General features: G+C 47.8%; 13 protein-coding genes. 5 read left to right on the top strand and 8 right to left on the bottom strand.

Annotated elements, in window-relative coordinates; genetic code table 11:
* Positions 1 to 7: 7 nt before the first annotated feature.
* Together folB and folK are read left to right on the top strand one after the other, a co-directional pair.
* Positions 8 to 388 carry a dihydroneopterin aldolase gene (gene folB / locus ACO05E_RS03720; RefSeq protein ID WP_419811651.1) on the top strand — a complete coding sequence of 127 codons (381 nt, stop codon included), beginning with the start codon at positions 8 to 10 and terminating at the stop codon, positions 386 to 388.
* Complete coding sequence (folK, locus tag ACO05E_RS03715; RefSeq protein WP_419811650.1) at positions 388 to 882, top strand: 2-amino-4-hydroxy-6-hydroxymethyldihydropteridine diphosphokinase; 495 nt, start codon at positions 388 to 390, stop codon at positions 880 to 882. Before folB ends, folK begins: the two co-directional genes overlap by 1 nt.
* A 236-nt stretch (positions 883 to 1,118) precedes the next feature.
* Here folK and ACO05E_RS03710 read toward each other — a convergent pair whose 3' ends face one another.
* Together ACO05E_RS03710 and traF are read right to left on the bottom strand one after the other, a co-directional pair.
* A complete protein-coding gene (locus ACO05E_RS03710; RefSeq protein WP_419811649.1) occupies positions 1,119 to 2,357 on the bottom strand; it encodes a multifunctional CCA addition/repair protein in 1,239 nt (412 codons plus the stop codon).
* Between the two features lie 130 nt (positions 2,358 to 2,487).
* Positions 2,488 to 4,140, bottom strand: a complete 1,653-nt coding sequence (traF, locus tag ACO05E_RS03705; protein ID WP_419811648.1) for a conjugal transfer protein TraF — start codon at positions 4,138 to 4,140, stop codon at positions 2,488 to 2,490.
* Between the two features lie 384 nt (positions 4,141 to 4,524).
* Between traF and ACO05E_RS03700 the strand changes: the two genes are divergently transcribed.
* The 3 genes from ACO05E_RS03700 (at position 4,525) to ACO05E_RS03690 (ending at position 7,449) form a co-directional block, all read left to right on the top strand.
* Positions 4,525 to 5,430 carry a DMT family transporter gene (locus tag ACO05E_RS03700; RefSeq protein WP_419811647.1) on the top strand — a complete coding sequence of 302 codons (906 nt, stop codon included), beginning with the start codon at positions 4,525 to 4,527 and terminating at the stop codon, positions 5,428 to 5,430.
* Positions 5,431 to 5,583: 153 nt separating this feature from the next.
* Positions 5,584 to 6,195, top strand: a complete 612-nt coding sequence (locus tag ACO05E_RS03695) for an LPP20 family lipoprotein (RefSeq protein ID WP_419811646.1) — start codon at positions 5,584 to 5,586, stop codon at positions 6,193 to 6,195.
* Between the two features lie 54 nt (positions 6,196 to 6,249).
* Entirely contained in the window at positions 6,250 to 7,449 is a 1,200-nt protein-coding gene (locus ACO05E_RS03690) for a flagellar assembly protein FlgT (protein WP_419811645.1), read from the top strand.
* Between the two features lie 51 nt (positions 7,450 to 7,500).
* Here the strand turns inward: ACO05E_RS03690 and ACO05E_RS03685 are convergent, their stop codons facing one another.
* The 6 genes from ACO05E_RS03685 to apaG form a co-directional block, all read right to left on the bottom strand.
* Positions 7,501 to 9,048 carry a SpoVR family protein gene (locus ACO05E_RS03685; RefSeq protein ID WP_419811644.1) on the bottom strand — a complete coding sequence of 516 codons (1,548 nt, stop codon included), beginning with the start codon at positions 9,046 to 9,048 and terminating at the stop codon, positions 7,501 to 7,503.
* 21 nt (positions 9,049 to 9,069) lie between these two features.
* Complete coding sequence (locus tag ACO05E_RS03680) at positions 9,070 to 10,350, bottom strand: YeaH/YhbH family protein (RefSeq protein ID WP_419811643.1); 1,281 nt, start codon at positions 10,348 to 10,350, stop codon at positions 9,070 to 9,072.
* 21 nt (positions 10,351 to 10,371) lie between these two features.
* On the bottom strand, positions 10,372 to 12,294 hold the full coding sequence (locus ACO05E_RS03675; RefSeq protein WP_419811642.1) for a PrkA family serine protein kinase: 1,923 nt from the start codon (positions 12,292 to 12,294) through the stop codon (positions 10,372 to 10,374).
* 373 nt (positions 12,295 to 12,667) lie between these two features.
* Complete coding sequence (glpE, locus tag ACO05E_RS03670) at positions 12,668 to 12,988, bottom strand: thiosulfate sulfurtransferase GlpE (RefSeq protein ID WP_419811641.1); 321 nt, start codon at positions 12,986 to 12,988, stop codon at positions 12,668 to 12,670.
* Positions 12,985 to 13,848 carry a symmetrical bis(5'-nucleosyl)-tetraphosphatase gene (locus tag ACO05E_RS03665; RefSeq protein ID WP_419811640.1) on the bottom strand — a complete coding sequence of 288 codons (864 nt, stop codon included), beginning with the start codon at positions 13,846 to 13,848 and terminating at the stop codon, positions 12,985 to 12,987. Before ACO05E_RS03665 ends, glpE begins: the two co-directional genes overlap by 4 nt.
* Positions 13,849 to 13,862: 14 nt before the next feature.
* A complete protein-coding gene (gene apaG, locus ACO05E_RS03660) occupies positions 13,863 to 14,243 on the bottom strand; it encodes a Co2+/Mg2+ efflux protein ApaG (protein ID WP_419811639.1) in 381 nt (126 codons plus the stop codon).
* Between the last annotated feature and the right edge of the window lie 24 nt (positions 14,244 to 14,267).

Raw genomic sequence — 14,267 nt, 5'->3', positions numbered from 1 at the left:
GATAAGAATGACAATGGATAAAGTATTTATTCACGGCCTGAAAGTAGACGCAGTGATTGGTGTGTACGATTGGGAAAAGCAGGTGCGCCAACCGCTGGTTTTTGACCTTGAAATGGCCTGGGATATTCGTGTCGCTGCGGCAACGGATGACTTGATGCATGCGTTGAATTATCAGGCAGTGTCGGAATTTGTTGAGCAGTTTGTCCGGGAGCAACATTTTCAGCTGCTGGAATCGTTAATTGATCGCCTGGCGGATGCCTTACGTAAAGAGTTTGGTATGCCGTGGATTGGCCTGCGGGTTGAGAAACCGGCGGTGGTGCCACAGGCACGCGTGGTTGGTTTGTATATTGAACGTGGTGAACTGCCTACGCAGCCGGGCACTCGTTAATGAAACGAGTATTTTTAGGGCTGGGTTCGAATCTGAATGCCGAAGAAAACCTGGCGGCCGGTATTCAACGCTTGGCGAGTGAGTTGACGCTAATTAACGAGTCGCCCTGGTATCGCTCTCCGGCATTGGGGTTTGATGGCCCGGAATTTATTAATCTGGTGTTAGAAATTCAGGTCGACGATGCACTTTCACCTGAAAGGCTGTCGCAACAACTGAAACAAATCGAGATGGATTTTGGCCGTGCTCCGGATGCGATGAAATACTCCTCCCGCCATCTGGATATTGATATTTTATTATTTGGTGATGTGGTAGGGGAATTTGCAACCGACAGCAGCCGCTTTATCTTGCCACGCGAGGATATCTGGAAATACGCATTTGTATTAACGCCCTTGCTGGATATTGCCCCGGATTTAATTTGCCCTAAACACCAGCAGTCGCTGAGTGAATTTAAGGGAAATATTCAGGATCAGTCTTTGGCTTTAGTAGAAAAGTAATAGCGATAAGTGTGTATTGTTTTTTTAAGCAGTGACAGGATGTCACGCTAGCGCAGCGATCACAGGGACGTGGCTTCTGCGCGGCGACAAAAAATAATACACACTTATCGCTTTTTATAAGAACCATAAAATTACATCAGATATATTTTCAGCCGCCGGATCTGTGGGCCATCCCTGGCCCTAGATCCTACCGCAACATCCTGTTGCTGCTATTGAAAACATATCCGATGCAATTTTTAAGCTTGAGAAATCTTCCACGCCTTTAATTGTTCCGCTCGCGCTTTTTGTAGTCCTTCGCGGATTTCTGGCCCGGCCAATCCCTGAGCCATCATATCTTTAGCGGTAACGGATAATGCGACTTGTAAGGCTTCGCGCATATAATCCGTTTGTGGATAGTCACAGTTTTCGAAACCAGTCCGGCCACGGGAATCGGCAATACTCACCAGCAAAAATTGCTCAAACCGTTCTGGTTTTCGCCAGGCGTCCACCCGATCAAACACTTTTAACAGGGTTTCGGGTTTTAATTCCAACGCACGATGTACGTGGGTATGGAATTCACTGCAAATTAATGCCAGCTCTTGTGCGTCTTTTGGAGCTTTCAGCTTTTTGCATAATGCTTTAATGGGTTTTAACCCTTTGGTTTCATGGCCAAAGTGGCGGGGCAGGTTGGCTTTATCAGACAGCGCTTTGCCCAGATCGTGGGTGAGTGCCGCCCAACGAGTCGCAATATTTGTGGATAATGGTACGCAAGCTTGTAACGACATTAATGCGTGGATACCACAATCAATTTCCGGGTGGTATTGCTCGGGTTGTGGAATACCAAATAAATCATCAATTTCTTTAAACCAGATTTTCAGAGCGCCACAATCACGCAATACCTGAAAATAAATGTGTGGATTGCTCTCGGTTAATGCCCGTTGTGTTTCCTGCCATACCCGTTCGGCCACCAGGTGATCCAGCTCGCCATCGTTAACCATATTTTGCATCAGCGCCATGGTTTCTTCGGCAATGGTAAAACCGGGCCGATCATTGATGGTGGCAAACCGTGCTGCAAAGCGGGCAACGCGTAATACCCGTAACGGATCTTCGCTAAAAGCCGGAGAGACATGCCGTAACACCCGATTGTTTAAATCCTGCTGACCATGGTATGGATCGATGATGTTGCCGTGTTCGTCCTGAGCCATGGCATTAATGGTTAAGTCACGGCGTAATAAATCTTCTTCCAGTGTAATGTCCGGGCTGAAGCGACAATCAAAACCCTGATAACCCTGACCGGATTTACGCTCGGTACGAGCCAGTGCATATTCTTCGTGGGTGTGTGGATGCAGAAATACCGGAAAGTCGGCACCAACCTGTTGATAACCCTGTTGCAGCAATTCTTCTGGCGTAGCACCAACAACCACCCAGTCTTTGTCTTTGACCGGGATATTTAATAATGCATCGCGTACCGCGCCACCAACCAGATAAGTGTTCATAAAATGTCAGAGTCCAAATAAAAAAGCCCCGAACTGCAGTCAGTTCAGGGCTATCGCAGTTCAGCGCGTTAGTGTAACGCGCTTTGCTGTTAAGCAGGTATTGTATAAGTTGCAGAAGTAGTAGCAGGTATCAGAAATAGAAGCCCAGCTCCATCGCTACACCAGCTTCTTTCTCTACGTCGTTTGGATTTGCCAGTGCGGCAATATCCAGATGAACACCAAATGGCGAGAAACCAAAACCAACCGATACCACATCAGCATCCGAAGCGCTCATGTTGGTGCGGTAGCCGGTACGGAACTGCACGGTATCCCATAAATTCAGCTCAGCCCCTAACGCGGCATACTGAGTTGGGTTTTCAAACGCAACCGGATCGTTTTCCATCAGGTCTACGTCCAGTGCCAGAGCAACCCATTCGGTTTGATAAGCCAGACCGGCGCGGAATTGTGGATCCAGTGAGACTTTGCCACCGCGGATGGTTCTTTCCTGAAAGTTTGGTAATGCACGATCTTCTGCATCGACTTCAACCACCGCATCCTGATAATCAAACTCGCCGCCGTTCAGGTTTTTGGCCACCAGACCAACAGTCCACTGGTTGGCATCACCAAAGCGATAAGAGGCGCCAATATCCAGGTTGAAGTGGCTGTAATCTTCTTGTGAATCTTCAATATCTTCACTTTCGATATCATCATCGTTATCCACTTCGGTGACATAGTGGAAGGTCGAGATTTTCTGGATTTTCGGCGTAATACCAATAGCGACCTGCTCCCCGGCAATGGTGAACTCGCGGGAGAAGGACAGTGCGGCTTCAACAACGGCAACCGCAACCACTTCAACCCGGGAGTCCAGATTCGGATCACTGGCTTCATCGGTTAATTCACCACCACTAAAGATCTCAGTACCATTGCCAGCGGTAAAACCGAAGTTACTGGCATCGTCGATCTGATCTTCAATATTGTTGGTTTGTAACTCATTAGCTAATGTCTGAACTTTATCAGCATCATTAGTTTCGGCGTTGGCTGCAGTCAGCGCGGCATCAAAGGTATTGGTTACCGCCCGTGCTTCATCAATATAGGCTTGTGCTCCCGGTACATAAGAACCTAATAGATCCAGGTCGCGGTCTGAAAAAATGGCTCGCCCGGAGAAGGTAGCGGTACCGCTGACGCTTAATGCGGCGGCAAACTTTTTACTGGGAATTGCCAGCGCGGTACCAACACCTAGCCGGCCACTGAGTGGATCACCGGAAATACTTTCTAACGACTCTGTTAAGTTATCCGCCACATTATCCACATCGCTCAGACTATCGCGAACATCTTCCAGAGCATCTTTTAATTCGGTATTACGGGTTTCAAGATTCGATAGGCGTGTGCTGGGGGTAATACTGTTGTTATTGATGTTCTGGATCGCAACATCAAAATTATTAATAGCCTGTTCCAGCGCTTCGACACGAAGCTCAAAGCTTGGGCCGCCATCAACACCATCTTCAATCAGATCTTCCAGTGCTGGCAGTAAGTCATCGGCAATATCTTCAGCGGTAGATACAGTATCTTCTTCATCCCGCACGCTGACCCCCAGTTGTGGGAAAATCAGCGCAAAATCATCATCTTCGTGGGCCTGAGATAATAAAGACGGGTTGTAAGCCGGGGCATGGGCACGTTGTGCACTGGCAACACCGGTGTTCCCCATAGCCAGGCCTCGGGCGTCGATTGGTAAAAACGGAGCCGCTAGAGCCGATTGAGCACTGATTGCAGCCACGGAGGCAGCGAGCAGGGAGCGTTTAATCATGATCAAAATTCCTGAGCATTAAGGCGAAACGATTGTTCTTGTAAATTTAACCTTAGCCATAAAATCAAATCTTGCATGAATAAAGTCTGAACTTTATGCTGGCTTAGTTGTCATGATCGACACCAACTGACTGGCGTACCTTAAATGCCAGTCGGCAACATTGTAATCACTGATATTCAGGAAATAACCACCATGCTGACACAGACGATGATTCGTTTCGTAAAGCTACGCGCTGTCCGACTGGCCATGCGTGCAATCTGGTGTGCCTGGGTGAAATTGCGATCCGATTATTGACAACTAACTGGTCATTCAAAGGGTCGCATCAGCGGCCTTTTTTATTGCCTGGCCGCAGACCCTCCAACTTATCTAACAGGAGGATTTGGCATGGTTATTATACTTGCCTATTTAACGGTCATTCTTATCTGGTCGAGCACACCGCTGGCGATTCAGTTCAGTCAGCAAGGGCTGGACTTCTATACCGCACTGGTACTGCGCATGTGGTTCGCGGCGTTATTGTCTGTACCGGTTTTGTGGTTGCTGCGTCAGCGCCTGGTATTTACTAAAGGCGCATTAACCAGCTATCTGGCAGGCTCGGTGGGTGTTTATGGCGCCATGATGTCGGTGTACTGGGGTTCTTTATATATTCCTTCTGGATTAATTTCGGTGATGTATGGTTTATCGCCGATGTTATCCGGGGCGATTGCTTATGTCTGGTTAAAAGAACGTGAACTGACCCCGGCGCGACTGCTGGCTCTGTTGATTGCCCTGTCTGGACTGACACTCGTCGTCAGTGCCCGCACGGCGGTTGATGCCGATGCCTGGCGTGGGATTGCTGGTACTTTATTGTCGGTGTTCTTTTTTGCCTGGAGTGCGGTGTGGGTGAAAAAAGCTAATGCCGGATTACATCCGATGGTACAAACCAGTGGCACGTTAGGGTTTTCGTCGCTGTTGTATCTGCTGACGTTGCCGTTTTTTGGTATCAGCATTCCTGAAAACTGGTCATTAAAAAGCCAGCTTGGCTTAGGATATCTGGTGCTGTTTGGCTCCATTATTGGGTTTATGCTGTACTTTTATATTCTTAAATACCTGTCAGCTGCACGTGTCACTTTAATTACCCTGATTGCTCCGGTTCTGGCTTTGACCTGGGGGAATCTGCTTAATGACGAAAGTTTTGAGCGGGTGGCGCTCAAAGGTGCCGCCTTGTTATTAGCGGGGCTGGCTCTGTACCAGTGGCACCGGCCGCTGGATCGCTGCCTGAAAAGAATCTTCTTCCGCAAAATTCTCAACTAGACTTATGTACCCCTCTGCTTATCTGTTCCTCACCATTCGGGGGTACAAGCAGGGGGTAAATTTATTTGTTAAATATCTGCTGGCGGATGCCGATAACCCCACTAAGCGCTGTTTCAGGCAACGACAAGCAGATCAGGTTTTAGGAGAATTGGTATGAAACATTCAATGCGTAAGGGCTTTGCCGTCAGTCTGGCTCTGACTTCAATACTGGGGTTACAGGCCTGTTCGAGTGCATTGATTAAAGAAGAAAGCTTTGAAGAACCGGAAGCTTTTTTTCAGCCAGTTGAGCAGGAAATTGATCCGATTGCTCCGATGGTACTGCGGGTGGTGGGTTATGGCGCGATGGCTTCTGACACCAAAAAGAATCCGGTGCAAAAACGTCTGATGGCAATGAGAGCAGCGAAGATGGACGCTTACCGTTCTATGGCTGAACGGGTTTACGGAACCTCCATTCAGGGCAGCACTACAGTGCGCGATATGGTGGTTCAGAACGACCGCTTCCGCACCTATGTCGAAACCTATATGCACGGTGCCCGCGTTGTTTCCACCGATGTGCTGCCCGATGGCAGTGTCGAAACGGTTCTTGAGATGATTATTGATCAGGGCTTCCGTAACTGTTTACAAACCACGGATAACCAGCGCTTTAATGTTGATTGCCGTGTGCCTTTGGGTGGCAATAATCCAAATCATTTTGCCGCTTCTCAGCGCCAGCGGGTTCAGGGTCAGGCAGCCTTGCCGGAATCTGGCTTTTACTTTATTGAATAGCTGGATTGAATAAATAACCAGATTGAATAATTAATCGGGCAAACGGTGGTCATTATGTTAAAGCGTCTGTTTTTATTGCTGTTGTTAAATGCCCTGACGGTTTCTGCCCTGGCATTAACGGTTGAGGTGGTTGGTCAGGCACCGTTAGACGGAGCCATTTCGTATGTGCGCCAGCAAGCGCTGGACGATGCCATGCGCCAGGCCAGTTTACGTGCCGGTGCGCAAATCAGCAGTACTCAGCTGATGGAACATGGAGTCATCGAAGAAGATCAGATCCGCCTGCGCTCAGACGCTCAGCTCAAAAATGTCGAAGTACTCTGGGAAGAGCAACTGGATGGCCTGTATCAGATCGCCATTCGTGCCGATGTCAGTGCTCAGGCGATGTGCCCGAACTCGTCACAGCGCTATCGTAAGGCCATTGCGATTACCGGCTTTGGTTTAGCACAACCGATGCAGGCAACGCTGGGGCAGCTGGAGAATATCGAGCAGGATTTACCCCGGGTATTGCTGAATACTCTGAATGATCGTGGTGCTACTCATGCGCTGGATGCTACCCGCACTAGTCTGTTTCAGGACCCTCGCCGTGCGCCGTCAGCAGAAACGCCACAACAACGGTTAACCACGTCCATCTCATTGGCAACCCAGCTGGGCGCTCAGTATGTGGTTTCTGGTGTGGTGCGTGATCTGGCTATGCAGGGAGAAGCGCGGGAATCAGAACCGGGTATTACCGATCGATGGCTGTCACTGGCCGGGTTTGAATCATCCGGCACTCAGCGTCAGTTTGTGGTGGATGTGTTTGTTCATGATGGCTTAAGTGGTGCCATGTTGTTTCAGCGCAGTTATGCCACTTCCGGCGATTGGGATATTCCACGCCAGCAAGGCGTTGGCTTTGCTTCACCACGCTTCTGGCAGACTGGCTATGGTCATGAAGTGCGTGAAGTGCTGACTTCTGTGGTGGATGATCTGGATGAAGTATTACGTTGTCAGCCTTTTATGGCACGTGTGGTGAAAGCCCGTGGTAACCGCTTGCATATCGAAGCCAGTGCCGGTGCTGGTATTCGTCCGGGAGATAAGTTTCAGGTGTACCGCACCAGTACCTTCTATAACCTTGATCTGGAACCCCGCACGGAGTTAAGTGATATGGCGACCGAGGTGGTGGTGAAGCAGGTTCAGCCACAGTTTGTGGTGGCTGAAATGAAATACACGGCAGAGCATTTAGCGATTCAGCGCGATGATATGGTGATTGCCTGGTAAAAAGCTACTTGCCCTAGCGGCCTCAGAAACGCTTTTGGATTGAAGTCAAAATTAAAAATCTTCAAGCGTGGTGGCCGGATAGGAGAAGCGTTTAACCATACGTTGCTCCTGCCAGGTTTCCAGATGAATATCAAAACCCCATAAATAATGCAGGTGCCTGAGTACCTCGTGAGTATCACTGGACAGCGGTTTGCTATCCTGCATGGTATGACGCAATGTCAGTGACCGATCCCCTTCAAGTTCAATCGACCAGGCCTGAATATTAGGCTCGCGCACCGATAAATCATACTGTTGTGCCAAGCGTTCCCGTACCTGACGATAGCCTCGCTCATCATGAATGGCTGAGACTTCAAAGTTGGGTTTCTCGTCATCATCGTAAATACTGAACAGATGAAAATCACGCATCAGCTTTGGCGATAAAAACTGCTGAATAAAACTTTCATCTTTAAAATTGCGCATGGCAAAGTGCAGAGTTTCCAGCCAGTCACTACCGGCAATATCCGGGAACCAGGCTTTATCTTCAGCGGTTGGGTTTTGGCAGATGCGCTTAATATCCTGAAACATATTAAACCCTAACGCATAAGGATTGATGCCATTAAAGTAGGGCGCATCAAACGGTGGCTGGAAAACCACGTTGGTGTGTGAGCTGAGAAATTCAAGAATAAAGCCATCGGTCACCTTACCTTCATCGTACAAATGGTTCAGCAAAGTGTAATGCCAGAAAGTAGCCCAGCCCTCGTTCATCACTTGAGTCTGACGTTGTGGATAAAAATACTGGGATATTTTTCGCACAATACGCACAATCTCTCGCTGCCAGGGCGCGAGTAAGGGAGCATTTTTCTCTAAAAAGTACAGCAGGTTTTCCTGTGGCTCGGATGGAAAGCGGCGTTTCTTTTGCTGGGTTTCGGCTTTTTCCTGATTAGGAATAGTGCGCCATAAATCGTTTAACTGCTGTTGCAGAATATTTTCTCGTTCTTGCTGGCGCAGCTTTTCTTCGGCGGCTGATACCGGTTTGGGCCGACGGTAACGGTCGACACCGTAATTCTGCAGGGCATGGCAGGCATCTAGGGTTTTTTCTACCTCATCCATGCCATATTTTTCTTCACATTTTCGGATATAGTGTTTGGCAAATAACAGGTAATCAATAATTGAACTGGCGTCCGTCCAGGTGCGGAATAGGTAATTACCCTTAAAAAAAGAATTATGACCATAACAGGCGTGGGCAATGACCAACGCCTGCATAGGCAAGGTATTTTCTTCCATCAGATAGGCAATACAGGGATCTGAATTAATCACTATTTCATAGGCCAGCCCCATCTGGCCACGTTGATAATTTTTCTGTGTCGATAAAAACTGCTTGCCATAAGACCAGTGGTTATAGCCAATGGGCATTCCTACCGATGAATAGGCATCCATCATTTGCTCAGCACTGATCACTTCGATCTGATTTGGGTAAGTGTCCAGTTTATATAACGCAGCGACCCGGGCGATTTCTTCGTCATAACGCTGCAATAATTCGAAGTTCCAGTCTGAGTCGGTGGAGATATACTGTCTTTCCCTGTTATCTTCTGTTTTGTTCGTTACAGAATGGCTCGTCATAAAGACCTCATCAACGCATGTTTAACTGGCTTGCTGATATTTCTCTTTGGCAAATAATTCACGGAACACCGGATAAATATCTCCAGCATTACGTATCTGTGCCATAGCAAAGCGGCCATGATGGCTTTGTTCCAGATTTTTATAAGCCTCCCATAAAGCCTGGTGCTGGTGGGGGGTAATTTCGATATAAGAAAAATACTGCACCATAGGTAATAAACGGTTATTTAACAGCTCGGCACATTGGGGCGAGTCGTCATCCCAGTTGTCACCATCGGACGCCTGGGCGGCATAAACATTCCATTCACTGCTGGTATAGCGCTGCTCAACAATCTCCTGCATCAGCCGCAGTGCGCTGGAGACAATGGTGCCACCGGTTTCCCGGGAGTAGAAAAAGTCCTCTTCCGATACTTCTTTGGCACTGGTGTGGTGGCGAATAAAAACAATCTCGATATGGTCGTAGTTTTTTTGCAGAAATAAATACAGAAGAATATAAAAGCGTTTTGCGATGTCTTTCACATCCTGAGTCATCGAGCCGGAGACATCCATCAGACAAAACATCACTGCTTTGCTGCTGGGTACTGGCACTTTAACCTGATTACGATAACGTAAATCCAGATCATCAATAAAAGGCACCAGTTTTAGTCGCCGTTCCAGGTCGGCAATCTCTTCTTGCAGTTGCTGTATTACAGAAGCTTGTGATGTACTTTCTTGTTCAAATTCCGCCAATTGCTGCTTCAGCTGTTTGAGCTTTTTCCGTTTGCCGGAACCCATGGCAATACGCCGGGCGTGAGCATTACGTAAAGAGCGAACCACCGACAGATTATTGGCCGTGCCTTCGGAAACAAAACCAGCACGCAGGGTTTTGTATTCACTGGACTGGCTTAATGTTTTTTTCACCATATTGGGCAGTTCTAAATCATCAAACAGATAATTCAGGAACTCTTCTTTACTGAGGTAAAACGAAAAATCGTCTTCTCCTTCTCCCTGGTTACTGGCCTGGCCGCTGCCTGAACCAGCACCACCACCCTGTGGTTTCTGAATCTGGTCACCGGTATTAAATTCTTTATTACCGGGATACACACGGTGTTGTTTGCCCCCGGGCCCATGAGTGATCATGGGCTCGTGTGTACTGCGGGTGGGGATGGATACCTGTTCACCACGCTCCATATCGGTAATGGAGCGTTTATTTACCGCATCCGAAACTGCCCCTTTGATATGTTGCTTGTAACGACGCAAAAAGCGCTGGCGATTTACCATGCTTTTATTTTTACCATTTAAGCGCCGGTCGATAATGTAAGACATACCTTACCTCGCTTGCAGGAATTATTGCGACTTACGAACGCGTAAATACCACTCGGATAATAACCGTACCTGTTTCTCGGTATAGCCTCGCTCGGTCATACGGTCGACAAAATCGTCGTGCTTTTTCTGATCGTCTGAGGACGATTTCGCTGAGAAAGAAATAACTGGTAGCAGATCTTCGGTATTAGAGAACATCTTCTTCTCAATTACTGAGCGCATTTTTTCGTACGACTGCCAGGACGGATTATTACCATTATTGTTAGCGCGGGCACGCAATACAAAATTCACAATTTCATTACGGAAATCTTTCGGGTTGCTGATGCCAGCGGATTTTTCGATTTTCTCCAGCTCTTCGTTAATCGCGGTACGATCAAGCATTTCTCCGGTTTCCGGGTCGCGGTATTCCTGATCCTGAATCCAGAAGTCGGCATAGGTAACGTAACGATCAAAAATATTCTGGCCGTATTCGGAATAAGACTCCAGATAAGCGGTCTGAATTTCTTTGCCAATAAAGTCAACGTATTCAGTTGCCAGGTACTCTTTAATATAATTCAGATAACGGTCGTGTATTTCTTCCGGGTATTGTTCCTGTTCCAGTGCTTGTTCCAGCACATACAACAAATGAACCGGGTTAGCCGCCACTTCGGTCGAGTCGAAATTAAAAACTTTGGATAAAATTTTGAAAGCAAAGCGGGTGGAAATACCACTCATGCCTTCGTTAACACCAGCGGTGTCGCGGTATTCCTGAATCGATTTTGCTTTGGGGTCAGTGTCTTTCAGGTTCTCGCCATTATAAATACGCATTTTAGAATACACGCTGGAATTTTCCGGCACTAATAAGCGAGACAATACGGTAAATTTCGCCAGCATGTTCAATGTATCCGGGGCACACTGAGCATTCGCTAACGAACTGCTTTTTAACAGTTTCTGATAAATATCCACCTCTTCATCAACACGTAAGCAGTAAGGGACTTTGACGATATAAACCCGGTCGAGGAAGGCTTCGTTGTTTTTGTTATTACGGAAGGTTTGCCACTCGGATTCGTTCGAGTGGGCGAGAATCACCCCTTCAAATGGCATGGCGCCCATGCTTTCGGTGCCGTTGTAATTACCTTCCTGGGTGGCGGTTAACAGTGGGTGCAGCACCTTAATGGGCGCTTTAAACATCTCAACAAATTCCATTAATCCCTGATTAGCACGACAGAGAGCACCGGAGTAGGCGTACGCATCCGGATCATCCTGTGAGAAGTCTTCCAGCTTACGGATATCAACTTTACCCACCAGAGAGGAAATATCCTGATTATTCTCATCACCGGGCTCGGTTTTTGCGACCCCAACCTGATCGAGAATGGATGGGTAGAGTTTGACCACTTCAAATTTACTGATGTCGCCACCGAGTTCATGCAGGCGTTTGACCGCCCAGGGCGACATCACTTTGCCGAGATAACGCCGCGGAATGCCGTAGTCTTCTTCAAGAATATGAGCATCTTCATCTGGGTCAAATAATCCCAGAGGTGACTCAAAAACCGGAGAGCCTTTAATCGCGTAGAAGGGAATATGTTGAATCAGCTGTTTCAGCCGTTCTGCCAATGAGGATTTACCGCCCCCCACCGGGCCTAATAAATACAGAATTTGTTTGCGCTCTTCCAACCCCTGAGCGGCGTGACGAAAATAAGCAACGATGTTTTCTACGGCTTCTTCCATGCCATAAAATTCAGAAAAAGCCGGATAACGTTTAATGACTTTATTGGAAAAAATACGACTGAGGCGTAAATCTTTTGAGGTGTCGATCACTTCTGGTTCGCCAATTGCCATTAACATCCGCTCTGCGGCCGTGGCGTACACCGATGGTTCCTGTTTGCAGAGCTCAAGGTATTGCTGCAGGGACATTACCTCTTCCTGTGTTGCCTGATACCTTTCCTGATAACGGCTGAATACACTCATAGGTCACCTCTTGGCTGTTGCTTTTAATTTTGGTTTACATATCCGTTACTGCTTTACGTGAAATTTAAATAGACGCTTTATAAGACCAGTATGGGTCAGTTTGGTTGCGGTTCGCCAGTAAATTATTGTTAGGATTAATTTTTGACGCCGTTGATTTAATAAAGCATTTGCTGTGCCGAATTAGTATGTTTCGACCAATTAAAAGAATTTGTAAACAATGAAAAGGGAAGAGAAAGATGGGGCGCCAGCGCTGAAATAAGCGCTGAAACAAGCGTTTAAATAAACGATAAAATGTTTTTAATTCAGATGTTTAGCTCCATCATTATGGTATGAACCTGTTTAATTCAGGAACAGCAATCAGGAGCTCGAAATATTATTGCTCGCACCACTGAGGGTAAGCTACTTTCCACATCTCATAACCGCCATCCAGGCTGTAGACTTCCTGAAAGCCCTGTTCAGCAAAATATTGTGCCGCGCCTTGGCTGGAATTACCGTGATAACAGCACACTAATAATGGTTTTTCCCGGGCGGCATTTTCGACAAACTGCTGCACATTGCTGTTATCAACATAAAGGGCATGGCGGATATGGCCTTGTGCATAACTGCCCGGGTCGCGGATATCAATCACTTGTGTATCACCGGCATCGAGCAGGGTGTGAGCGTCGGAGGCGGCAATGCGTTTAAACTGAGTCATACTGTATTCTTCTTTTTACTACTGACTTTTTTGTTCATCGATTCTTTTTTTGGCTGGGCACTGACCTGAAAACGTTTTTCATCTTCCAGACGCAGTGCCGTTAGCTTACCACCCCAGACACAACCGGTGTCCAGTGCAAACACGTTATCCGCTTCTGCTTTGCCTTCCAGGGCTGCCCAATGACCAAACAGAACACGGGTATCCGCTGCTTTACGCTTGGGATGCTTAAACCAGGGCAAGAAGCCATTAGGGGCGGTATCCAGGCCTTCTTTACTCATCAGATCGAGCGTCCCCATACCATCGATAAAACGCATACGGGTCAGGAAGTTTACAATTGCGCGCAGACGATCAACACCTTCAAGGTTTTTATCCCAGCGCACCGGAAGGTTGCCGTACATCTCTTTAAAAAACTTCTGCGGTTTTTCGCCCTGAATCGCCGCTTCCACTTCCTGAGATAAACGCCTGGCTTTACGGGCACTCCAGCGAGGCGGCAGCCCAGCATGGGTCATGCACCAGTTGCGCGCTTCATCAAAGTGCACCAGCGGCTGATGGCGCAGCCAGTCCATTAATTCATCCACATCGGGTGCGTTAAGAATCAGATCCAGTGTGTCGCTGCGTTTGATCTTATGATCACCGTAGTACACCGCCAGCAGGTGCAGATCGTGGTTGCCAAGAACACAAACAGCCCGGTGCTGCAGGTCTTTGAGAAAACGTAACACTTCAAGCGACTGCGGGCCGCGGTTAACCAGATCACCGGCCAGCCATAAGTGGTCTTTAGCCGGGTTAAATTTCACTTTATCTAACAAGCGCTGCAACGGTTCAAAGCAGCCTTGTAAATCACCAATTGCGTAAGTAGCCATTTACAAAATCTTAGTTAATTCAGAGCGTGTGGGGTGGCCAGAGTAAAGACCGGAATAGTGGCATGAAATAAGGTGCCATCCTGTGCTTCCATCACATAATAGCCACGCATACTGCCCACTTTGGTTGCCAGCACGGCACCGGAGGAGTAGTCAAAATAATCACCGGATTCAATGGTGGGCTGTACACCCACCACACCTTCACCATTAACCTCCTGAACGTCGGCATTGCCGTTGGCGATAAACCAGTGGCGGCTGCGCAGTGTAGCTGGCTGCTCACCGTGGTTAATAATGCGGATATGATAGGCAAACACAAAGCGTTGCTCGTCTGGCACCGATTGCTCGGCCAGATATTCGCTGATGACATCAACTTCGATGCTATCGTCAAGTGTCTTCATCCGTGCTGCTCTCAGTCGTCTCAG

The organism is Bacterioplanoides sp., assembly GCF_965226395.1.
Taxonomy (GTDB): domain Bacteria; phylum Pseudomonadota; class Gammaproteobacteria; order Pseudomonadales; family Oceanobacteraceae; genus Bacterioplanoides.
This window is presented reverse-complemented; position numbering and strand designations above follow the sequence as displayed.